Annotated in this window: 21 protein-coding genes and 1 pseudogene; 10 read left to right on the top strand and 12 right to left on the bottom strand. The window is 62.7% G+C overall.

Annotated features, from left to right (window positions below; translation table 11 throughout):
- Positions 1-11 precede the first annotated feature (11 nt).
- The gene (locus tag J0663_RS01440; protein ID WP_259665878.1) at positions 12-923 is read left to right on the top strand and encodes a dihydrodipicolinate synthase family protein; all 912 of its coding nucleotides are present in this window, start codon (positions 12-14) and stop codon (positions 921-923) included.
- Here J0663_RS01440 and J0663_RS01435 read toward each other — a convergent pair.
- Positions 908-2,935, bottom strand: a complete 2,028-nt coding sequence (locus J0663_RS01435; RefSeq protein WP_207242714.1) for an ATP-binding protein — start codon at positions 2,933-2,935, stop codon at positions 908-910. The genes J0663_RS01440 and J0663_RS01435 overlap by 16 nt on opposite strands.
- A gap of 325 nt (positions 2,936-3,260) precedes the next feature.
- Between J0663_RS01435 and J0663_RS01430 the strand changes: the two genes are divergently transcribed.
- Together J0663_RS01430 and ilvN are read left to right on the top strand one after the other, a co-directional pair.
- Complete coding sequence (locus tag J0663_RS01430; RefSeq protein ID WP_207242713.1) at positions 3,261-5,051, top strand: acetolactate synthase 3 large subunit; 1,791 nt, start codon at positions 3,261-3,263, stop codon at positions 5,049-5,051.
- A 79-nt stretch (positions 5,052-5,130) separates the two neighbouring features.
- Positions 5,131-5,703: an acetolactate synthase small subunit gene (gene ilvN, locus J0663_RS01425; RefSeq protein WP_064694644.1), complete on the top strand. Its 573-nt coding sequence runs from the start codon at positions 5,131-5,133 to the stop codon at positions 5,701-5,703.
- Positions 5,704-5,870: 167 nt separating this feature from the next.
- On the opposite strand, the gene J0663_RS01420 is transcribed toward ilvN, so the two are convergent.
- On the bottom strand, positions 5,871-6,719 hold the full coding sequence (locus J0663_RS01420) for an aldo/keto reductase (RefSeq protein ID WP_207242712.1): 849 nt from the start codon (positions 6,717-6,719) through the stop codon (positions 5,871-5,873).
- A 151-nt stretch (positions 6,720-6,870) separates the two neighbouring features.
- Between J0663_RS01420 and J0663_RS01415 the strand changes: the two are divergent.
- Positions 6,871-7,463 (top strand): annotated as a pseudogene (locus J0663_RS01415) (LysE family translocator).
- Here the strand turns inward: J0663_RS01415 and J0663_RS01410 are convergent.
- Positions 7,455-7,931 (bottom strand): DUF2269 family protein, encoded by a 477-nt coding sequence (locus J0663_RS01410; protein WP_207242711.1) that lies wholly within the window; start codon positions 7,929-7,931, stop codon positions 7,455-7,457. The pseudogene J0663_RS01415 and the gene J0663_RS01410 overlap by 9 nt on opposite strands.
- Positions 7,931-9,202: an SDR family oxidoreductase gene (locus J0663_RS01405; RefSeq protein WP_207242710.1), complete on the bottom strand. Its 1,272-nt coding sequence runs from the start codon at positions 9,200-9,202 to the stop codon at positions 7,931-7,933. Before J0663_RS01405 ends, J0663_RS01410 begins: the two co-directional genes overlap by 1 nt.
- Positions 9,203-9,517: 315 nt before the next feature.
- Here J0663_RS01405 and nthA point away from each other — a divergent pair, with 315 nt between their 5' ends.
- The 3 genes from nthA to J0663_RS01390 are packed head-to-tail and all read left to right on the top strand — an operon-like array spanning position 9,518 to position 11,131.
- Positions 9,518-10,114, top strand: coding sequence for a nitrile hydratase subunit alpha (gene nthA, locus J0663_RS01400; protein ID WP_246590389.1), 597 nt, complete (start codon positions 9,518-9,520; stop codon positions 10,112-10,114).
- Positions 10,114-10,773: a nitrile hydratase subunit beta gene (nthB, locus tag J0663_RS01395; RefSeq protein ID WP_207242708.1), complete on the top strand. Its 660-nt coding sequence runs from the start codon at positions 10,114-10,116 to the stop codon at positions 10,771-10,773. The genes nthA and nthB overlap by 1 nt, the downstream gene beginning before the upstream one ends.
- Positions 10,760-11,131, top strand: coding sequence for a nitrile hydratase accessory protein (locus J0663_RS01390; RefSeq protein WP_207242707.1), 372 nt, complete (start codon positions 10,760-10,762; stop codon positions 11,129-11,131). The genes nthB and J0663_RS01390 overlap by 14 nt, the downstream gene beginning before the upstream one ends.
- Before the next feature lie 3 nt (positions 11,132-11,134).
- On the opposite strand, the gene J0663_RS01385 is transcribed toward J0663_RS01390, so the two are convergent.
- The 3 genes from J0663_RS01385 to J0663_RS01375 are packed head-to-tail and all read right to left on the bottom strand — an operon-like array spanning position 11,135 to position 12,841.
- Entirely contained in the window at positions 11,135-11,917 is a 783-nt protein-coding gene (locus J0663_RS01385; protein ID WP_207242706.1) for an anti-sigma factor family protein, read from the bottom strand.
- Complete coding sequence (locus J0663_RS01380) at positions 11,914-12,429, bottom strand: RNA polymerase sigma factor (RefSeq protein ID WP_207242705.1); 516 nt, start codon at positions 12,427-12,429, stop codon at positions 11,914-11,916. The genes J0663_RS01385 and J0663_RS01380 overlap by 4 nt, the downstream gene beginning before the upstream one ends.
- 31 nt (positions 12,430-12,460) lie before the next feature.
- Positions 12,461-12,841: a COG4315 family predicted lipoprotein gene (locus J0663_RS01375; RefSeq protein WP_207242704.1), complete on the bottom strand. Its 381-nt coding sequence runs from the start codon at positions 12,839-12,841 to the stop codon at positions 12,461-12,463.
- A gap of 208 nt (positions 12,842-13,049) precedes the next feature.
- On the opposite strand from J0663_RS01375, the gene J0663_RS01370 reads away from it, so the two are divergent.
- The gene (locus tag J0663_RS01370) at positions 13,050-13,538 is read left to right on the top strand and encodes an RrF2 family transcriptional regulator (protein ID WP_207242703.1); all 489 of its coding nucleotides are present in this window, start codon (positions 13,050-13,052) and stop codon (positions 13,536-13,538) included.
- 16 nt (positions 13,539-13,554) lie between these two features.
- Here the strand turns inward: J0663_RS01370 and J0663_RS01365 are convergent, their stop codons facing one another.
- The 4 genes from J0663_RS01365 to J0663_RS01350 all read right to left on the bottom strand — a co-directional run bounded on the left by J0663_RS01365 (position 13,555) and on the right by J0663_RS01350 (position 16,910).
- Positions 13,555-15,036: a cyclic nucleotide-binding domain-containing protein gene (locus tag J0663_RS01365; RefSeq protein ID WP_207242702.1), complete on the bottom strand. Its 1,482-nt coding sequence runs from the start codon at positions 15,034-15,036 to the stop codon at positions 13,555-13,557.
- Between the two features lie 94 nt (positions 15,037-15,130).
- Entirely contained in the window at positions 15,131-15,547 is a 417-nt protein-coding gene (locus J0663_RS01360) for a cupin domain-containing protein (RefSeq protein WP_207242701.1), read from the bottom strand.
- A 66-nt stretch (positions 15,548-15,613) separates the two neighbouring features.
- Positions 15,614-16,369 carry an SDR family oxidoreductase gene (locus J0663_RS01355; RefSeq protein WP_207242700.1) on the bottom strand — a complete coding sequence of 252 codons (756 nt, stop codon included), beginning with the start codon at positions 16,367-16,369 and terminating at the stop codon, positions 15,614-15,616.
- A 61-nt stretch (positions 16,370-16,430) separates the two neighbouring features.
- Positions 16,431-16,910: a carboxymuconolactone decarboxylase family protein gene (locus J0663_RS01350; protein WP_207242699.1), complete on the bottom strand. Its 480-nt coding sequence runs from the start codon at positions 16,908-16,910 to the stop codon at positions 16,431-16,433.
- Between the two features lie 130 nt (positions 16,911-17,040).
- Between J0663_RS01350 and J0663_RS01345 the strand changes: the two genes are divergently transcribed.
- A complete protein-coding gene (locus tag J0663_RS01345) occupies positions 17,041-17,967 on the top strand; it encodes a LysR family transcriptional regulator (RefSeq protein ID WP_207242698.1) in 927 nt (308 codons plus the stop codon).
- An 82-nt stretch (positions 17,968-18,049) separates the two neighbouring features.
- Positions 18,050-19,177, top strand: a complete 1,128-nt coding sequence (locus tag J0663_RS01340; protein WP_207244396.1) for an ATP-dependent DNA helicase — start codon at positions 18,050-18,052, stop codon at positions 19,175-19,177.
- Positions 19,178-19,479: 302 nt separating this feature from the next.
- Here J0663_RS01340 and J0663_RS01335 read toward each other — a convergent pair whose 3' ends face one another.
- Positions 19,480-20,172: a MerR family transcriptional regulator gene (locus tag J0663_RS01335; RefSeq protein ID WP_207242697.1), complete on the bottom strand. Its 693-nt coding sequence runs from the start codon at positions 20,170-20,172 to the stop codon at positions 19,480-19,482.
- Positions 20,173-20,204: the final 32 nt, after the last annotated feature.

The raw sequence follows: 20,204 nt of genomic DNA, 5'->3' as shown, positions 1-20,204 counted from the left end.
AGGACTGCATCATGTCTTCTTCGCCGTTTCGTGGGCTCTCGGCTTTCCCGCCAACGCCCGCTGGCCTGTATGGCCGGGTCGATATAGAGGCGCTCGGCCGCCTGCTGGAGCGCCTGTGTGATGCAGGTGTGGCCTCCATCGGCCTTCTCGGCAGCACCGGGATCTACGCTTATCTTACGCGCGAAGAGCGGCTGCGGGCCGTCAATGCGGCGGTCGAATGCGTCAACGGCCGTGTTCCGCTCGTCGTCGGCGCCGGCGCTCTGAGGACGGACTGTGCCGTGGATCTCGCCCGCGACGCCGAGGCCGCCGGCGCGGATGCGCTTCTGCTCGCGCCGGTGTCCTACACGCCGCTGACCCAGGAGGAGGTCTACCAGCATTTCCTCGCGGTGGCGAAGGCGACGAGGCTTCCGCTGTGCATCTACAACAATCCCGGCACGACGCACTTCACCTTCAGCCGCGAGCTTCTGCAGCGCCTCTCCGATATCGGAACGATCAGGGCGGTGAAGATGCCGTTGCCGGCGGACGGCGATTTGCGCGGTGAGCTCGCTCTATTGCGGGAAAAGACCCGCCTTGCGATCGGCTACAGCGGAGACTGGGGTGCGGCGGAGGCGCTGCTTTCAGGCGCAGACGCCTGGTACAGCGTCATCGGCGGCCTGCTTCCGCGCACGGCGCTTGCTTTGACCAAGGCCGCGATGGCTGGCAATGACGGCGAGGCGCGCCGGCTCGATGGCCTTCTGCGGCCGCTCTGGGACGTGTTCAATGCCTATGGAAGCATTCGGGTGGTCTATATGCTGGTCCAACATCTGCTGGATGTCCGGGCGGACCTTCCGCGGCCGCTCCTGCCGCTCGGGCCGGCAGACCGCCAGCGCGTGTTCGACGCCGCCAGCCCGGTGATCGACCTGGAACGTCAATCCTTGTTGTAAAGGCTGCTCAGCGGCTTTTTCAGGATGCTTTCGCGCAGCGACGTGCCGGGTTCCCGGCGGGTGACCGGCGGCTGGTCGGTCGGCGGCGCCGGCCGGGGAAAGACCGGCTCCTCGCGACGCAGCTCGCGGCGCAGCGCATCCAGCCGCGGATCGATCGGGGCCGATTCGGCCGGATCCAGTCGGGGCGCCTGCGGCAGCAGTTCACGCCGGTAGGATTCGAGCGGCGTTGAAGCCGTCGGCGCGGGCGACGCGTAGGGCGTGGCGTCGAGATCCTCGCCGGCAGTTTCCGCCTCGTCGAGACTTGCCATCGAGGCGGCAACGCTCTGCTGGAAATTCGAAATGTCAGGCCCGACCGTCACCGCCCGCATACGGGTGACGATCTTGCGCAGATCGACGGTATCGGGATCTTCCTCGCTATGCTTGCTATTGGCGCTCGCAGCCTTCGGCAGCAGATGCTCGTCGACGCGGGAAAAGCGCATGCGCATGGGCACGCTGATCGCCTCGCCGAAGGCGATCGCCTCGCCATTGCCGATCGAGGAGATGAAGCTCGTCGTCGAGATCGACGAGTTCGGGATGGCCGAGCGGATGATCTCCTGGTCGCGATCATTGGCAAGCCGCATGGCAAAGAGCGTCGAGCACTGCGAAAGGATCGTCTGGTCGAGCTCGCCGGGCCGCTGGGTGATGATGCCGAGAGACACGCCGTATTTACGGCCTTCCTTGGCGATACGCGCGATTGCCTGGCGGGTCGGGACGAAGCCGAGCGTCGGGTCGGACGGGATGTAGCGATGGGCTTCCTCGCAGACCACGAGCATGTGGATGGCGCCGTCGCTCCACAGCGCCACCTCGAAGGCCATGCGGCAGAGCACTGAGGCGACGGAGTTGACGACTTCGGACGGAATGCCGGCAAGCTGGAAGGTGCAGATCGGCCTGTTGTCGCCGGGGATGCGGAAGATCTGCGCGATCGTGTCGGTGATCGTGTCGCTGATCGTATTGTTGGAGAACATGAAGTGATAGCGCGGATCGTTGATCGCGGCGATGAGACGCATTTTCAGCGATCGCAGGAAAGGCTTTTCCGCGCGGCCTTCCAGGCGGCCGATACGCTCGTCGATCAGCGCCAGTAGATCGGCCATGCGGTAGGGTACGGGTGTGTCGGCGGTGATGGAGCTCTTTTCCGCCGTGCGGCGCACGAGCGAATTGTCGCTGCCGCGGAAGGCGCGCTTGGCCTCCGGCATGATGTCGCGCAGCATGTCGAGCTCTTCGGGCACCGGCGGGCGGCCGCGAAATACGACTTCGGCAAATTCTTCAAGCCGCATCAGCCAGAAGGGCAGATCGAGCGTATCTGTATCGATGGTGACGGCGTGCTGGGGAAAGGCGGCGGCAAACTCATTGTGCGGATCCAGGATCAGCACGCGCAGCTTCGGGTCCGCCACGATTGCCTTGTGCAAGAGCAAGGAGACGGCCGTGGACTTGCCGACGCCGGTAGAACCGACGACGGCGAAATGTTTGGAGAGCATCGACGGGATGTGGATCGCCGCGTCGATGCTTTCATCCTGCGTCAGTTTGCCGATGACGGCCGTCGTGCCCGTTCCGGCATCGTAGATGCGCATCAAGTCGGCGGCGCGGATGCGGTGGGCGATGGCGCCTAGATAGGGATAGCGCGAGATGCCGGTCGAAAATTCCTCGCGCCCATCCTCATCGACACGCACTTCGCCGAGGAGCTCGGTCTCGATCCTGAAAGTATTGTCCTCGCCTTCGCCCCAGGCATGGCTGCCGGTGTTCATGGAATAGACGAGGGCGACGACGCGGTTGCGGCCAACGCTGATCGAAATCAGCCGGCCGACGGACCAGAGTTCGGTGAGATCGGTGCCGCCCTGTTCGGCCACGGCGGCAATCGTCGCTCTGGAGCCGCTGCATGCAACGACGCGGCCGAGAAAGCGATTTCCCGGCGCATGGCCGTCGCGTCGATCGTGCTCGCCTGCCTTGCCAGACATGCGCAAGTCGTTGTTCAGCAAAGGCTACTCCCTGCAGTAGCGTTAAAGGATAAAGTCGATCCTTTAACAAATCCTTCATCCTAATCGATTTTGGGAGGTGCCAAGCGCGGGGCAGTTTTTTATTGCGGCATGCGTTGACGCTGCGAAATTTTCTGTCTATCACTTCCCGCCATGAAAATCGCAACGGCTCTTATCGTGGTGGGAAAGCGCATGGGCAGGATGGTGTAACCATCCGGCGACAGCCACCCATGCGCTAGACGAAGGCTCCTCCGGGGCCTTTTTTTGTGCCCGAATTTCGGGCTTCCGGCCACAAACGCAAATCCCAGCATTCAAACGGAACAGACAGATGAGCACGGACAATCAGGCGGCAGGCAATCGGATGACGGGAGCGGAGATCGTTCTCAAGGCGCTGAAGGACAACGGCGTCGAGCATATCTTCGGCTATCCCGGCGGCGCGGTTCTGCCGATCTATGACGAGATCTTCCAGCAGGACGAGATCAAGCACATCCTTGTGCGCCACGAGCAGGGGGCAGGTCATGCCGCCGAAGGTTATGCCCGCTCCACCGGCAAGGTCGGCGTCATGCTGGTGACCTCCGGTCCGGGCGCCACCAATGCGGTCACACCGCTGCAGGACGCGCTGATGGATTCGATCCCGCTCGTCTGCCTGAGCGGCCAGGTTCCGACCCCACTGATCGGCTCCGACGCCTTCCAGGAGTGCGATACCGTCGGTATCACCCGGCCCTGCACCAAGCACAACTGGCTGGTCAAGGATGTCAACCAACTCGCCGCCATCATTCATGAGGCCTTCCGCATCGCCCAGTCCGGCCGTCCAGGCCCCGTCGTCGTCGACATTCCGAAAGACGTGCAGTTTGCGACCGGCACCTACACGCCGCCTGCCGATTACGCGATCCAGAAGAGCTACCAGCCGAAGATCCAGGGCGATCTCAATCAGATCCACGCGGCAATCGAGATGATGGCCAATGCGCGCCGTCCCATCATCTATTCCGGCGGCGGCGTCGTCAATTCCGGCCCCGAGGCTTCCAAGCTGCTGCGCGAGCTGGTCGAGCTCACCGATTTCCCGATCACCTCGACGCTGATGGGTCTCGGCGCCTATCCGGCTTCGGGCAAGAACTGGCTGAAGATGCTCGGCATGCACGGCTCCTACGAGGCGAACATGGCGATGCACGATTGCGACGTCATGGTCTGCATCGGCGCCCGATTCGACGACCGCATCACCGGCCGTCTCAACGCCTTTTCGCCGAACTCGAAGAAGATCCATATCGATATCGATCCTTCCTCGATCAACAAGAACGTTCGCGTCGATATCGGCATCCGCGGCGATGTTGGCCATGTCCTCGAAGATATGGTCCGCCTGTGGCGGGCGCTGCCGAAGAGGCCTGAGAAGAACCGCCTCGAAGACTGGTGGAGCGATATCGCCCGCTGGCGGGCGCGCAACTCCTTCGCCTATACGAAAAGCAACGACGTGATCATGCCGCAATATGCGCTGGAGCGGCTCTACGCGCATACAAAGGACCGTGATACCTACATCACGACCGAAGTCGGTCAGCATCAGATGTGGGCGGCGCAGTTCTTCGGCTTCGAGCAGCCGAACCGCTGGATGACGTCGGGCGGCCTGGGCACGATGGGCTACGGCCTGCCGGCGGCCCTCGGCGTCCAGATCGCCCATCCAGGCAGTCTCGTGATCGACATCGCCGGCGACGCGTCGATCCAGATGTGCATCCAGGAAATGTCGACGGCGATCCAATACGACGCGCCAATCAAGATCTTCATCATGAACAACCAGTATATGGGCATGGTGCGCCAGTGGCAGCAGCTCTTGCACGGCAACCGCCTGTCGCATTCCTATACGGAAGCGATGCCCGATTTCGTCAAGCTGGCGGAAGCCTATGGCGCGGTCGGCCTGCGCTGCGACAAGCCGGATGAACTCGACGACGCGATCGTCGAGATGATCGAGGTCAAGAAGCCCGTCATCTTCGATTGCCGCGTCGCCAATCTTGCCAACTGCTTCCCGATGATCCCGTCGGGCAAGGCCCATAACGAGATGCTGCTGCCCGACGAAGCCACCGATGAAGCGGTCGCCAACGCGATCGACGCCAAAGGCCGCCAGCTCGTCTAAGATTTTTAATTGCGCATAATTCCTTTCCGAAAATCGTGGCCGATTTTCGGGGTTATGCGGCAAGAGGAAACCCAGGATCATGAACGCACACCTTCAGCCCACGGGCTCTGCCTACTTCATCTCTCCGGAAACGACGGCGATCGAGAGCCATACGCTCTCGGTGCTCGTCGACAATGAGCCGGGCGTGCTTGCCCGCGTCATCGGCCTGTTCTCCGGCCGCGGCTACAATATCGAGAGCCTCACGGTTTCGGAGACCGAGCATCAGGCGCATCTGTCGCGCATCACCATCGTCACCCGCGGCACGCCGCACGTGCTGGAGCAGATCAAGGCGCAGCTCGAGCGCATCGTGCCCGTTCATCGCGTCGTCGATCTGACGGTGCGGGCTCGCGAACTCGGCCAGGATCGTCCAATCGAGCGCGAAGTGGCGCTGGTCAAAGTGATCGGCGAGGGCGAAACCCGCGCCGAGACGCTGCGCCTTGCCGATGCCTTCCACGCCAAGGTGGTGGATGCGACGATCGATCACTTCATCCTGGAGATCACAGGCAAGTCGTCGAAGATCGACCAGTTCATCGCGATCATGAAGCCGCTCGGTCTCATCGAAGTCTGCCGCACGGGGATTGCGGCAATGAACCGCGGCGCGCAGGGGATGTGATTTCGCCTTGCCCTTTTCCGCGCCATCCTAGGCCTTGTGCCGGGGCTGTGCGGTGAGTGAGGAACGGAGAGGCCGCCGCAGGTCTCTTCTCCCCGCTGGGGAGAAGAGGGAATCGCGAGGCTGCGGCATATAACCGGGCAGCAAGAAACAATATGAGCCGCTCAAGGTTACAGCATCTCCAGCGGCTTTTTTCTAGCCGGCGGCGGGAAGGCGGCGTCGAGGGCCTGCCAGTCCTCGTCGGTGATGTCGAGCGAGATGCAGTCGCGGTTTTCGCGCACTCGTTCGGCATTCGAGGTCTTCGGGATGACGATAACGCCGTCGCGTTCGAGCAGGAAGGCGAGCGCCAGTTGGGCGGGCGTCGCCTGATAGGCCTTGGCGATGCGAATCAGTTCCGCATTGTGCAGAATGTGTCCCTGCTCGATCGGCGAATAGGCCATGACGGGAATGCCGCGGCTCTGGCACCAGGGCAGCAGATCGAATTCAATGCCGCGGCGGGAGAGATTGTAGAGCACCTGGTTGGCGGCGACGTTGACGCCGTCTGGCACCTTCAGCAGTTCCTCCATGTCGTCGGTGTCGAAGTTGGACACGCCCCAGGCGCCGATCTTGCCGGCGTCCTTGAGCATCTCGAAGGCGGCGACGGTTTCGGCGAGCGGATAGTTGCCGCGCCAGTGCAGGAGATAGAGGTCAATGCGGTCGGTGCCCAGCCGTTCGAGGCTGTGTTCGCAGGCTTCGACCGTGCCTTTCAGGCTGGCGTTCCAGGGATAGACCTTGCTGACGAGGAAGATCTCGTCGTGCCGTCCCCTGATCGCCTGGCCGACGATCTCCTCGGCGCCGCCGTCGCCATACATTTCGGCGGTATCGATCAGCGTCATGCCGAGATCGATGCCGGCTTTCAGGCTCTCGATTTCGGTCTTCGCATGTCCGGCATCCTCGCCCATGGCCCAGGTTCCCTGGCCGAGTGCCGGCACTTTCGCGCCGTTCGGGAATATGACTGTAGGGATCGGATCATCTTGCATGATTTTTTCCATTTTGCAGGAGATTGCGCAGTGTTCTTATCTTTCAAGTAATCCTGTCATCGTGACAATGATATCATGGCATCAAGAGTTTAGGGCAGCTATGCTGACCTAAATAAAGCGTGCTTGATAAAAGCCCGCTTCGGGAGGTCTCATGCCGCTGGATACGTTTCTCGCCCTTGTTCTTTTCGCCTTTACGACGTCGATCACGCCGGGGCCGAACAATATGATGCTTTTCGCCTCGGGCGTGAATTTCGGCTTCCGCAGAACGATCCCGCATATGTTCGGCATCGGCGCCGGCTTCTTTTCGCTGCTCATCGGCGTCGGTTTTGGGCTCGGGGCCTTGCTGCACACGTTGCCGGCTGTTTATACGGCGCTGAAGTTCGCCGGCGGCGCCTATCTCGTCTGGATCGCCTGGAAGATTGATCTTCGCGCTCGCTCGGCGAAGGCAAGAGCGGTGCGGCGCCGATGTCCTTTTTCGCGGCGGCCGCCTTCCAATGGGTCAATCCGAAAGCCTGGGTAATGGCAGTCACCGCGATGGCGACCTACACCAATCCCGAACTCTATCTCGTGAGCGTGCTGATCGTCGGCCTGGCTTTCGCGGTGGTCAACGTGCCGAGCGTTTCGACATGGGCGGGCTTCGGCTCGGCGCTCCGGGAATGGCTTTCCGCTCCGGTGCGGCTGAAATGGTTCAACATCAGCATGGCAGTGCTGTTGGTGGCGAGCCTCTGGCCGATGCTAAAATAGCGCGATCGACGGTTTCGTCAGCATCAGCCAGAAAATGCAGATGACGGCTGAGAAGGCCGGAAAGCCGCAGGCGAACCAGATGCGGTAGAGGCTGTAATAGCGGGGCGGCAGGGCGTTTGCCGAGCTTGCCGCGGCGCGGGCGAGATCGCGCAGCCGGATCTGAATCCAGACGACCGGCAGCCAGAACAGGCCCGTGACGACGTAGAGCAGCAGCGACAGCGCAATCCAGCCCTCCGACAGATCCCAGCCGATCGACCGCGCCAGGAGATAGCCGGTGACCGGCTGGAGAACGGCAGCGGTGGCGGTGAAGATGGTGTCGGCGATGACGACGGTCGCAGCGACATGGGCGATGAGCGCGGGATCGCGCGTGCGATGCGCCATGACCATGAAAAAGGCGATGCCGGCACCGGTGCCGAACAGAACGGTCGCGCCGATGACATGGGCAAGCAGCAGCCATTCCTGGAGCATCAGCGTTCATCCAATGTGGCAAGGGCCGTCAGCGTCAGCAGGATCGACGGCAGCACCTTGACGAGGGGACCGAGCGGATCGAGCCAGAGCGCCGGTTCGAGAAGTGTGCCGCCTGTGAGATAGGCTAATGAGACGGCCAGCATGCCGAGAAGGGCGCGTTTGGCGAGCGGGCGGACGAGGACGGCAGCGCCGAGAGCGATGTCGATGAGGCAGGTGACGAGCGTCAGCGCCATTGCCGCCGCCGCGGGCATGAAGGGCAGGAAGTGCGCGGAGGCCTTCTGCAGCGCCAGCAGCGGGATCAGCCCGGAGAGCAGCCAGAAGGCCGACAGACCCGAGATGACGAGCGGCTTCAGGAGATAGAGCCGGGCGAACCAGAGATCCTGCACGCCGGAGGGATTGGCCGTAAGCGTCGCTGCTGCTGACGTTGCGGACAGCTTGCTTTGCGCTTCAGAGCGCCGCACGCCTTCCGACATCACGGTCATCGGCGTCGAGCGCAGCGGCGAGCGCCAGCCGAGCAGGCCGGAGAGATCGGCAAGCCAGGTCACAGGTTTGGCAAGCACAGGAGCGAGGGAAAACACGCGGGCGGGCGGCAGGCCGAGCCATTGTCGGTGGAGGCGTACCAGATCGGCAAGCGTCAGCACCTCATCGGCTGCAAGAACGATATCCCCACGAAGGTCGCCCGCCACCGCCCGCGATACAGCTTCCGCCACATCGTCCACGGAAAGCGTTTCTACCGGGCTTTCTGCATGTACGAGCGGCAGCGCCAGAGGGAAGGCGGCCAGCGCCCGGAGGAGCGACGAGCCGCCGTGGGCATTGCGGCCGAGAACCAGGGCAGGGCGCAGGATGAGATGATGCAGAGCGCTTGCCGCCAACGCTTCATCGGCCCGCCGCTTGGTGGCGAGGAAGGGCAGGTCGCCGGCCGCGCCCACCGTCCTTGCCGAGATCTGCACGATCAGAGGGCTTGAACGTTGTGCGGCGGCATAGAGCGCCAGCATCGCATCCGTCTGGGTTGCCGCCAGATCGTCCGACAGGCCGTCCTGCAGCGCGCCGGCGCAATTGACGACGACGTGCTGGCCCGCAAGCAGTTCGTCCCAGTCCTCAGGCCTCGTCATGTGCGAGAGATCGGCCGGCCGCCAGTTTATCGCAGGCTGCTTCAAGCGCGCACGCGCAGGGCTGCGGCCGAGCCCCGTCACGGTATGTCCATCGGCCGCGAGCCGAGCCGCGACGACGGAGCCGATGAAGCCGGTTGCGCCGAGAATCAGGATGTTCATGGCGGGAGATTAGCGGAAAAGTTCGAGGGGGATAGGAGGGCTTGGCGGGGTTGTGGTGTATGATAGAAAGGATAGACGTTTCGTGAGGGATGCTTTGTGAGGTGGGACGTCTCCGCGTATCCCCTTCTACCTGGCGGGGAGAAGGTGCCGGCAGGCGCCCCCTCATCCGGCCCTTTGGGCCACCTTCTCCCCGAGGGGGGAAGAGGGAGCAAGCCGCGAACCCTAGCCATGCTTCAAGCGGCCGTTTGAGAGGAGATTGCCTTGCAAGACCACGACCACCATCACGGGCACGACCACGACAACCACTACTCCGACATGCAGGCGCGCGTGAAAGCGCTGGAGACGCTGCTGACTGAGAAGGGGTTGATCGATCCGGCGGCGATCGATGCGATCGTTGAGACCTATGAGACGAAGGTCGGGCCGAGGAACGGTGCGCGTGTCGTCGCCAAGGCCTGGAGCGATCCGGATTTCGCGGACTGGCTGAAGCGCGATGCGACGGCGGCGATTGCGAGTCTTGGGTTTACCGGCCGGCAGGGCGAGCATATGCGCGCCGTCTTCAATACGGCCGAGACCCATAACCTCGTCGTCTGCACGCTCTGCTCCTGCTATCCCTGGTCGGTGCTCGGCCTGCCGCCCGTCTGGTACAAGGCGCCGGCCTATCGCTCGCGCGCCGTGATCGATCCGCGCGGCGTGCTTGCCGAGTTCGGGCTGGTGCTGCCCGAGGAGAAGAAGATCCGAGTCTGGGATTCGACGGCGGAGCTACGCTACCTCGTGATCCCCGAGCGGCCGGAGGGGACGGAAGGGATGGACGAGACAGCGCTTGCCGGCCTCGTCAGCCGCGATGCGATGATTGGCACGGCAATCGCAGGCAGCTCGAAGATTTCAGCTGCCGGCAGTCCGGAGGCACTGTGATGAACGGACCGCACGATCTCGGCGGGCAGATGGGCTTTGGACCCGTCGCGCCCGAAATGAACGAGCCCTATTTCCATGCCGACTGGGAAAAGCGGGCGCTCGGCATCACGATTTCCTGCGGCGCTTTCGGTGCCTGGACGATCGATGAGAGCCGGCATGCCCGCGAAAATATTCCGCCGGCCGATTATCTCTCGGCAAGCTATTACGAGATCTGGATCCGCGGCGTCGAGACCTTGCTGGAACGGCACGGCTTTGTGACGCGCCAGGAGCTCCTGTCGGGGCGCAAGCTGCAGGAGGGCGCCGTCCCGAAGCGGGTGCTGAAGGCGGAGATGGTGCCTGCGGCTCTGGCGAAAGGCGGCCCTTGCGATCGTCCCGTCGAGGCCGCGCCGCTCTTTGCAACCGGCGAACGCGTGAAGACGAAGAATTTCAATCCGGCGACCCATACGCGGCTGCCGCGTTATGCGCGCGCCAAGCTGGGCGTCGTCGAAGCGGTGCAAGGCTTTTTCGTTTTTCCTGACGACAATGCGCATGGCAAGGGCGAGAATCCGCAATGGCTCTATACCATCGTCTTCGATGGAGGCGAGATCTGGGGCGAGGGCGCGGACCCGTCGCTGACGGTCTCGATCGATGCGTGGGAGAGTTATCTTGAGCCTGTGTGAAATGCCCTCGCAGCTCTCGCATTCACCTGATCTGCCGAAGTCGCCGGAGGGCGATCCCGTCTTCCCGGAGCCTTGGGCGGCCGAAGCTTTCGCTATGACTGTGCATCTGCACGAAAAGGGTGTCTTTTCCTGGAGCGAATGGGCTGCGGCGCTTTCGACGGCGTTGCACAGGCCCGGCCGGGCCGAAGACGGCAGTGATTATTTCGACTGCTGGGTCGAGGCGCTTTCGGATCTGCTCGTCAGCCGCGGCGTGGGGGATGCCTCCGCCATCCTCGACTTGCAGAAGAGCTGGCAGCGAGCGGCGGAGGCGACGCCCCATGGCAAGCCGATTGAGCTTGGCAACGATCCGCTACGCTAAACTTCACGATGGAAACTGCCGATAGCACTCCTCGGCCACCCCGCGCAGCGTCTCGCGCGAGATTTCGCCGGTGACGGCGTAGCCGAGTTCGCCGTCGATCCAGTAGAAGGTTTCGACATTGCCTGAGGAGGCGAAGCGGAAGCTGGTGGTGCGGTTTTCCTTGTTGCGGCCGACCATCACGGTCAGGCGCTCGCCGGCCTGGTTCTCGTACATGAACATCGCCCCCGGCCTGCCGTCGACCGGCAGCAGGCGGCCGCCGACCAGCTTGAAGCCGAGCGGATGCAGGTTCGGGATCTTGAGGTTTTCGATCTCCAGGCGCTTGCCGAGCCAGGTGGCAAGATGCGCCTCTTCATCGGCGAAGACCTCGACGGGGTGGCGAACCTCGGCGGCATAGACAGTGAAGGCGGTCTCGGCCTGTTTCGGCAGGGTTTCGGAGCCGGCAAGCTGCAATTCCGGCCTTTCCAGAAGGGTCGAGCCATAATGGCCGCTGACGGCGCCGAGCGCGAAGACGAGGAGAGCGGCGGCGGCCATCGCCCACCGCCTCGCTCGGAGTGAGGCGGTGCGCGGGGGCGTGACGAGCTGAGGATCGGTGTCCCGAACCTTTTCGTAGCCAGCAAAAAGGGAACGGATGCCTGCATTTTGGGCCTGCCACTCGGCGACCATTGCCGCTTCGTCCGGATTGTCGGCGAGGTAGGCCTCGATGCGGGCGCGTGCCGCTGCCGGCAGTTCACCGTCGGCATAGGCGTGGAGATCGGCTTCGGTGACGCTCGGATTGGTTTCGTTCATTTCGGTCTCCGAAGCGTAATGATGTTATCGGCCTTCAGGTGCTCGGCGACGCGCCGGCGGGCGCGTGACAGGCGGGACATCACGGTGCCGATCGGAACGTCGAGAGCGGCGGCGACCTCGCTGTAGCTATATCCTTCGATGACGACGAGCATCAGCACGGCCCGGTGTTCCTCAGTAAGGCTGTTCAGCGCATCGTTGAGCCGGGCGCGCTCCAGCGGATCGGCCGCCTGTTCGGGAGCGGCCATACCTTCTGCGGCGTCGAGCTCGACAAGGCCGTCGCGCGCCTTGCCGCGCCGGCCGTTGCGATAGAGATTGGTCATGATAGTCAGAACCCAGCCGCGCAGATTAAGGCCGCGCCATTGGCCGCGGCGCGTCAGAATCTTCTCGACACAATCCTGGAGCAAATCCTCGCCATCGGCATCCGAGCGCGTCAGGCTGCGCGAATAGCGCCTGAGCGAGGGGAGGAGGGCCAGGATCTGGCCCTCGAAACTTTCGGGTGCGGGTGTCTTCACGCCGGCTCTCTTGTGGTCAGGGCCCCTACGATCAAGGTTTGGCGAGATCCCAATTGCCGCCGACGCCGTCGCCGGTGATGTCGCCTGCCTTCTTGTCCTTGACCCAGTAGTAGAGCGGCATGCCGTCCTTGGCCCATTGCTTCGTGCCGTCCTTGCGTTCGATGATCGAATATGCACCATCGGCCTTGGCATCGGAAGCGGCCATCAGCGGGGGCCAGTTCTTGGCGCAATCGTCGTAGCAGTTGGAAACGCCCTTGGTGTCCTTCTTGAAAGTGTAGAGGGTCATGTCGTTTTCGCCGGCGAGCACCTTGCCCTTTGCAGTTTCAATTTCCTTGACGGGAGGGGCGGCGAAAGCAGCGGTTGCCATAAGGGCGGCTGCGGCTGCTAGGGACAGGAATTTCACGGACTTCATGATGTCTCTCCTCGGGTTGGGCAGGCGATTTCGCGCTACCGGAGATGAGACACGGCACGAGGCCGTTTTATTCCCCATACAGCGAAAATAGTCGTCGCAGGGGAAGCGCCCATATGCCGCCTGGGCGGATCATTTACATCATATGGTTTTGCGGATATCATATGTCCTTAATTCCCGCCGCCGCGCCGGCCATGACACGAGTTGCTGAATGATCCTGAAAAGCCAGGTCGAGTGGGCGCTGCATTGCTGCGCCATTCTCGCGGGCCTGCCTGAGGGCAGGTATCTCTCCACCAAGGCGCTCGCCGAACTTCATGGCCTGCCGAAGGAATATCTCTCCAAGGCGCTGCAAAGTCTTTCGCAAGCCTCCCTCGTCGAGACTACACTTGGCCCGACCGGCGGCTACAGGCTTGCGAGATCTCCCTCCGAGATCAATTTCCTCGACATCGTCGAGGCGGTCGAGGGAAAGGCGCGCAGCTTCACCTGCACGAATATCCGCGAGAACAATCCGTGCCGGCCGGCAGGCTATTGCGACAGCAAGCCCTGCGCGGTCGCGCGCATCATGTGGGAAGCCGACAAAGCCTGGCGCGATACGCTGAGGCGCGTCTGCCTCTCCGATCTCGTCAATACCCTGTCCGAGGACGTGCGTCCCGACATCTGGCAGAGCACTTTCGAATGGGTGCTGAAGCGCGCCGGCTGAAAGGGCTTGCGGATTTCTACGCCCTGAAAATGGTCCTGATGGTCTTCAGGATGGCATGCGCGTTGTGCGCCCGTTCGGGTGGCAGGGCCGCGCCGTCGCGGAAGCGTTCGGCGCGGCCGGCGAGGGCCTCGGCGATCTCTTCGGCCAGGGCAGGACGTTCGGTCAGCAGCGGCGCGAAAGCCTCCTGGTCGGTTTCATAGACCGTCACCGGGGTCATGGCCTCCAAGGTGCAGACTTCCTGCATGCCGGCGAGCAGCCCGGTCTCGCCGAAGAAATCGCCAGGTGCGAAGCGCCCGCGCTCTTCGCCTTCGCGCCGCGCCACGATGATGCCGGCGCGCACCATCATCAGCGAGGGCAGCATTTCTCCTTCCCGCACGATCACATCGCCCTTGCGGAACTGCCGCACGGTGGTGGTCTCGGCGAGTTTTTGCTTTTCATCCGATGTCAGCGTTGCAAAGACCGGGATGGCTTCGATCAGCGCAAGCGGCGTCACGTTTGGCGGCTGCGCGTTTTCTTCCGTCGGCAGATCGGCGGTCAGGATTCTGGCCGAAGGTGGAACGGCAAGAAGCAGACCGGCGGATTTGCAATGGCGATAGACGAGGTCGAGCACCTCGTTTCGCGCCGGAACGCGCTGGCTGGGGCTCATCACCCGAAACTGCAGCTCGACTTCGAGCGCGGTGGCATCCAGACCCCTCAGGGCGACGATCGGCGGCGGGTCGCGCACGATCGTATTGCAGCCCGTGAGAGCGGTGAGCATGACCTGGCGGATCGATGTCGGCATCCGCGTCGGCGCGATGCGGATGGTGAGGATCAGGAGATGCGTCTCGTCCGGCCGGCTGACATTGGTCAGGCCGAGTTTCGCCAGAAAGCTGTTCGGCAGGACGACGACGTTGTTTGCGCTGGTCAGGATGTGCGTCGCCCGCCAGTTGCTTTCGACGACGCGTCCTTCCGTGCCGTCGCTCAAGAGGATCCAGTCGCCGATGACATAGGGCCGGCCGAGCGTCAGCGCAATGCCGGAGAAAACGTCGGCGAGCGTGTTCTGCAGCGCTAGGCCCAGAATGATGGCGACCACCCCAGATGTCGCGACGAGGGTGCCGATCGGCACGCCGAAGACGAAGGCGAGGATCGAGAGTGCCATGCCAATATAGACGATGCCGATGACGAGATCCTGCAGCAGGCGGGCTTCCCGCGGGCTGCCCTCCAGCACCAGATAGAGCCTGATGAAGCCGATGACGGCCCATGCCAAGTGGATCCACCATAGCGATTTCGCCACGATGACGAGCAGGGCTTGCGGGTCCTCGGACGGATATTCCTGAAAGCGGTGGGGTTCGATGCCGCTGCCGGCGAGGATCAGTGTCATCAGGCCGAAGAAGAGGATCTGCACCACCAGCCGCGTCGTCGGCCGCTGGCTGGAGAGGAAGTACCAAACGACGATGCCGGCGAAGCCGAGCGTTATGAGCGAAAACAGCGGCTTGCCGAAGAGCGCGTCGTAGATCATCTCTCTCTGTCTCCGGAGGGGCGGGCGGCACATGATTCAGCATGTCGGCCACCCGCGTAAGCATCGGCTTGCGCAGGTGGCGAGCGACGGATCATCAGTTCTGCAGCGGGAAAGTCAGCTCTTTCTGGTCGGTGTCGACGACGAAGACGGCAAGCAGACGGGCGGGCTTGGTCTCGCTGCCGTTGGCGCTGACGCCATGGCGGTCGCCCGGCATTTCGGAGAAGCTCTCCCCGGCCCGATAGACTTTGACAGGGCCGTCATTGACCTGGCTGCGGATCGACCCTTCGAGCACGGTGGCGTAGATGAAGGCCGAGTCCGGATGGGTGTGGCCTTCCGAAAAGCCGCCCGGGCCGTATTCGACCAGCACGCCCTTGATGCTCTTGCCGGGCACGTTCGGTAACTCGTGCTCATAGACGAGGGTCACTTTCGCAGACTTGCTGCTGTCGTGGGCGGTGGCGCCGGTTGCTGTCAGGAAGGCGAGCGCGGCGGCGAGGATTGATGCTCTGATCATGGGAAACTCCTTATTGCTGGGATGAGCAGGACGCGCCCGAGCGGTCGTGTCCCGGGGCAAGCCGGATCATCTCGGCTGGGCCGACTTTGCGAACCACTCTTCGAAGGTGATCGAGCCGAGCCGCGGATTGTCGTCGGAAACGAGCGACTGGTCGTTCAGTCTCGCGCCGAAATACCTCGCCTCGGCATCGGCTTCGACGGTGCGCGGGTCCTTCATGGCCTTCAGATAGCGGCCGACGAGTTCGCTGAGGCGGGCACGTTCCGGACCCGATATCTCGACCGTCGCGTTGGCAGGGGCAGAGAGTGCCACGTCGGCCATGGCGTCGGCCACGTCGTCGGAAGCGATCGGCTGCACATAGGCAGGCGACAGGCGGACCGTCTGGCCGACCGTGCCGGATTGGGCAATGTCGTTCAGGAATTCCATGAACTGCGTCGAATGCACGATGGTATAGGGAATGCCGGAAGCCTCGATCAGTTTTTCCTGGGCGAGCTTGCCGCGGAAATAGCCGCTCTCCTGCAGGCGCTCCGTGCCGACGACGGAAAGCGCGATATGGTGCTTCACGCCGGCGACCTTCTCGGCGGCGAGAAGATTGCGTCCCGAGGTCTCGAAGAATTCGAGTACGGCCCTGTCCTCAAAGGAGGGCGAGTTGGCAAGGTCGAGAACGACCTGGGCGCCGGCGACCGCTTCGGCCAGTCCTTCTCCCGTGATCGTATTGACGCCGGAATTCGGAGAGGCGGCAATGACTTCATGGCCGCGCTTGCGCAGACGTTCGACAGTCTTCGAACCAATGAGGCCGGTTCCGCCGATGACAACGATTTTCATAACAAATCTCCCTTCGCTGCCGGGATGCGGCAGCGTCAAAGTTTGAATCTTCCCGCGATGGTTAGTTCAGGCCAGCCTTGTCGAGGCCATAGGCCTTGTCAGCCGTGCCGGGCACCGTCTTGAAGCCGATATTGACGCGGTTCCATGCATTGATGGCCATGACGACGAAGGTCAGGTCCGAGATTTCCTTCTCCGAAAGCTGGCCGCGAACCCGCTCGTAGATCTCATCGGGAACGCCGCCTTCCGGCAGCTTCGTCAGGGCTTCGGTCCAGGCGAGTGCGGCGCGCTCGCGAGGAATGAATAGATTCGATTCCCGCCAGATGGCGACGTGATAGAGCCTGAGTTCGCTCTCGCCATGGATCTTTGCCTGTTTCACATGCATGTCGAGGCAAAAGCCGCATCCATTGATCTGCGAGGCGCGGATCTCGACCAGCGCCTGCAGCTTCGCGTCGATAACGCTGCTGCGGAGCGCCATGCTGAATTCCGTGAACTTCTTGAAAAGCTCGGGGGACTGCTGGGCGTAGTTCAATCGCTGGGTCATGTTTTTCTCCTCTAATTAAGGACATTTAATATCCTTATGGATAAAAGATATCCTTAATTGCTGGACTGTAAAGCCATTCTCGCTTAGTCTGGCAGCATAAAGCCTATGCGCAAAAGTATGAGGGGCGGGGATGGATATCGTTTCGGCATTGCGGACCTTCCAGCGCGTCGTGGAGACGGGCTCGTTTTCAGCCGCCGCACACGATCTCGACCTGACCCAGCCGGCGGTCTCACGCCAGGTCGCAGCACTGGAAGGTCATTTCAACATGCGCCTCCTGCATCGCACGACGAGCGGCCTGTCGCTGACGGCGGAGGGGGAACGGATGCTGCCGATGGCACTGAGGATTCTCGAAGCGGTGGAGGAGCTCGGCGATGCTGCCGGATCGGATGGAGCGATCGCTTCGGGGAAGGTCAGGCTCAGCGTTCCCGCGCCGCTCGGCCTCTATCTCAGCGAGCGGCTGGGCGATCTTCTCGCCGCCCATCCCAAACTCTCGGTCGAACTGCTTTTCCGGGAACAGAGCTCCGACATGATCGAGGAGCGCCTGGACCTCGAAGTGCGTCTGGGGCCGGTTGCCGACAGCAGCCTGGTCTGCCGGCGGATCGGCTGGACGACCGCCTTCCTCGTCGCGTCTCCCGCCTATCTCCAGCGCAAGGCTGCGCCACGCGCCCCGAAGGACATCAAGGACCATGAATGCCTGTGCTACAACAGGGCGGGCGAGGCCAATACATGGTCCTTCTCGAACGGCTCGGAAGACATATCGGTCAGGATCTCGCCGCGGCTGACCGCCTGCAACGCCGTCGCCATTCACAGGGCGGCGCTTGCCGGCGCGGGTCTCGCGGTACTTTCCCACATCATCGCCATGCCCGATATCGCCGCCGGCCGGCTGATCCCGGTGATGAAGGATTTCCAGCCGAGCCGCCTGCCGGTCACCGTCGTCTATCCGTCGCGACGCAACATGCCGCTGCGCGTCAAGACGGTCTTGGATTTTCTGACCGATGCCATGGCGCAGGACCCTTCGATGTGTGCGAGCGGTGCCGACCGAAGGTGGAATGGATGAGCGCGGGATCTGCCTTCATCGACCGTTCCGCGTCAGTTTCCGCCTTGCCTATTACCGGCGAATCCTGCCAAGTCGTGTGATCATGCAATTTGCGCCGCAACAAGACGAAGCCCTCAAGGCTGTTTCGAAATGGCTGAACGAAGGGCGCTCGCCGCTCTTTCGCCTGTTCGGTTATGCCGGAACGGGCAAGACCACGCTTGCCCGGCATTTCGCCGAGAATGTCGACGGCGACGTGCTGTTTGCTGCCTTCACGGGCAAGGCCGCGCAGGTGTTGCGCTCACGCGGCGCTTCCAACGCCAAGACGATCCATTCGCTGATATATCGCCCGCGCGGCGAGGAGGCAGTGGAAGACGAGGAAACCGGCAAGACCTCGATCGCGCCGATGTTTTCGATCAACCGGCAAAGTCCGGTCGCCAAAGCGGCGCTGATCATCGTCGACGAATGCTCGATGGTGGATGAGGCGCTCGGCAAGGACCTGATGAGCTTCGGCACGCCGATCCTGGTGCTCGGCGATCCCGGCCAGCTGCCGCCGGTTTCGGGCGGCGGCTACTTCACCAATCAGGAGCCGGATTTTCTGCTGACCGATATCCACCGGCAGGCGCGCGACAATCCGATCATCAAGCTTGCCATGCAGGTGCGCGAAGGCAACGAGGTGATGTATGGCGATTACGGCACGGCCAAGGTAATCTCGAAGAACGAGGTGACGCAGGACCTTGTGATGAAAGCCGATCAGGTGCTGGTCGGCACCAACCGGACGCGGCGGCGCTACAATCAGCGCCTGCGCGAGTTGAAGGGCTTCAGCGCCGATTATCCGCAGACCGGCGACAAGCTCGTCTGCCTTCGCAACGACCCGGCCAAGGGCCTGCTCAACGGCTCGCTCTGGCAGGTGATGACCTCGTCCAAGGAAACGACGAAGCCCGGCATCAATCTCCTCGTCCGCCCCGAGGACGACGACATGGATCGCGGAGCGGCCAAGATCAAGCTGCTCAAGCAGGCCTTCGAGGATGTCGAAGGCGAGATTCCATGGAATACCCGCAAGCGCTACGACGAGTTCGACTACGGCTATGCGCTGACCGTTCACAAGGCGCAGGGCTCGCAATGGAACGACGTCGTGCTCTTCGACGAGAGCTGGGCCTTCCGAGACACGCGGGAGCGCTGGCTCTATACCGCAATCACGCGTGCGGCGGAGACACTGACGATCGTGCGCTGATCGCAATCGTGCTCGGCGATCTCTGTCGAACAGACGGCTTTCCGATTAAAAGGGGCCCTCATCCGGCTGCCGCCACCTTCTCCCGGCTGCGGGGAGAAGGGATATGCCGCGATGGCTTCCCTCAATCCGCGGCGTCGTTGAGCACGTTCCCTCGCCCCGTTTGCGGGGGTCCGCAGGACGGGTCGAGACCAGTGGCTCGACCCCGGTAAGGGTTAGGGTGAGGGGCAGCCGTCGGAGTACGAACCGGACAGCCGTGGTCGAATAGGGAAGGGGATGGTGGCGGCCATGGGTCGCGTGTCGGATTATGCCTGGACGATGCCGAGCAGAACGGCCTTGGCGATCGCCTGGAAGCGGTTGTTAGCACGGAACTTCAGGATGATTCCGGCTTCGAGATCCTTGGTCTCGTCGTGTTTCAGATCGAGCGCCCGGGCAATGCGCTGGGTGGAATAGCCCTCTGCCATCAATTCCAGGCAACGCCGTTCCTGCGGGGTCAGGCTGGAACTGTCCTGATTGTCGTTGAGCGGCTGTGTCGCCGCGCTGTCGTCGAAATCCAGGAGATCGCCCACCTGCTGGAGCTGGCGGTGCAGCGTCGACATCTCAGCGGTCAGCTCACGCTTGCGCACCTGCAGGGCCTCGCGGAACATCGCCTCGGCCGATTCCTGCGACTTGGCGTTGCGAAGCTCGTCCATCAATTCCTGGATGACGGCGATCGGCATGCCCGTCTCGCGGCAGACTGTGATGACAGCCATACGCATCACGTCGTCCTGACCGTAGACGCGCATCAGGCCGATGCGATTGGCTGAAATCAACCCCTTCTCTTCGTAGAAATGCAGTGTCCTGTGCGTCACCCCGAATGCGTTGGCCATATCGGCGATGGGCACCGGACCCTCCGGCAGATCCGGCGGCAACGCGGCCGAAGGCAGGAATCGGTATTTCGACCGGGCCTCCGAAGCGATACCGGCGGCAGCAAACAGGCGTTTGGAACCGTCTGGCATGAACCCTCCTAGGGCATCTTGTTGCACCTCAT

This window comes from Rhizobium lentis, from assembly GCF_017352135.1.
GTDB classification, from domain to species: domain Bacteria; phylum Pseudomonadota; class Alphaproteobacteria; order Rhizobiales; family Rhizobiaceae; genus Rhizobium; species Rhizobium lentis.
Note: the sequence above shows the minus strand (reverse complement) of the source record. Positions and strands in the feature narration are given on the sequence as shown.

Bases quoted from the DNA above. Each gene is read 5' to 3' on its own strand.
- J0663_RS01405 (WP_207242710.1), bottom strand. From the start codon at position 9,202: ATGAACATCCTGATTCTCGGCGCAACCGGCTTCATCGGCTCCGTCGTC.
- J0663_RS01440 (WP_259665878.1), top strand. From the start codon at position 12: ATGTCTTCTTCGCCGTTTCGTGGGCTCTCGGCTTTCCCGCCAACGCCC.
- ilvN (WP_064694644.1), top strand. From the start codon at position 5,131: ATGAACGCACACCTTCAGCCCACGGGCTCTGCCTACTTCATCTCTCCG.
- J0663_RS01360 (WP_207242701.1), bottom strand. From the start codon at position 15,547: ATGATCAGAGCATCAATCCTCGCCGCCGCGCTCGCCTTCCTGACAGCA.
- J0663_RS01375 (WP_207242704.1), bottom strand. From the start codon at position 12,841: ATGAAGTCCGTGAAATTCCTGTCCCTAGCAGCCGCAGCCGCCCTTATG.
- J0663_RS01355 (WP_207242700.1), bottom strand. From the start codon at position 16,369: ATGAAAATCGTTGTCATCGGCGGAACCGGCCTCATTGGTTCGAAGACT.
- J0663_RS01410 (WP_207242711.1), bottom strand. From the start codon at position 7,931: ATGCTCCAGGAATGGCTGCTGCTTGCCCATGTCATCGGCGCGACCGTT.
- J0663_RS01350 (WP_207242699.1), bottom strand. From the start codon at position 16,910: ATGACCCAGCGATTGAACTACGCCCAGCAGTCCCCCGAGCTTTTCAAG.
- J0663_RS01345 (WP_207242698.1), top strand. From the start codon at position 17,041: ATGGATATCGTTTCGGCATTGCGGACCTTCCAGCGCGTCGTGGAGACG.
- J0663_RS01370 (WP_207242703.1), top strand. From the start codon at position 13,050: ATGATCCTGAAAAGCCAGGTCGAGTGGGCGCTGCATTGCTGCGCCATT.
- J0663_RS01420 (WP_207242712.1), bottom strand. From the start codon at position 6,719: ATGCAAGATGATCCGATCCCTACAGTCATATTCCCGAACGGCGCGAAA.
- J0663_RS01335 (WP_207242697.1), bottom strand. From the start codon at position 20,172: ATGCCAGACGGTTCCAAACGCCTGTTTGCTGCCGCCGGTATCGCTTCG.
- J0663_RS01365 (WP_207242702.1), bottom strand. From the start codon at position 15,036: ATGATCTACGACGCGCTCTTCGGCAAGCCGCTGTTTTCGCTCATAACG.
- J0663_RS01430 (WP_207242713.1), top strand. From the start codon at position 3,261: ATGAGCACGGACAATCAGGCGGCAGGCAATCGGATGACGGGAGCGGAG.
- nthB (WP_207242708.1), top strand. From the start codon at position 10,114: ATGAACGGACCGCACGATCTCGGCGGGCAGATGGGCTTTGGACCCGTC.
- J0663_RS01385 (WP_207242706.1), bottom strand. From the start codon at position 11,917: ATGAACGAAACCAATCCGAGCGTCACCGAAGCCGATCTCCACGCCTAT.
- nthA (WP_246590389.1), top strand. From the start codon at position 9,518: ATGCAGGCGCGCGTGAAAGCGCTGGAGACGCTGCTGACTGAGAAGGGG.
- J0663_RS01340 (WP_207244396.1), top strand. From the start codon at position 18,050: ATGCAATTTGCGCCGCAACAAGACGAAGCCCTCAAGGCTGTTTCGAAA.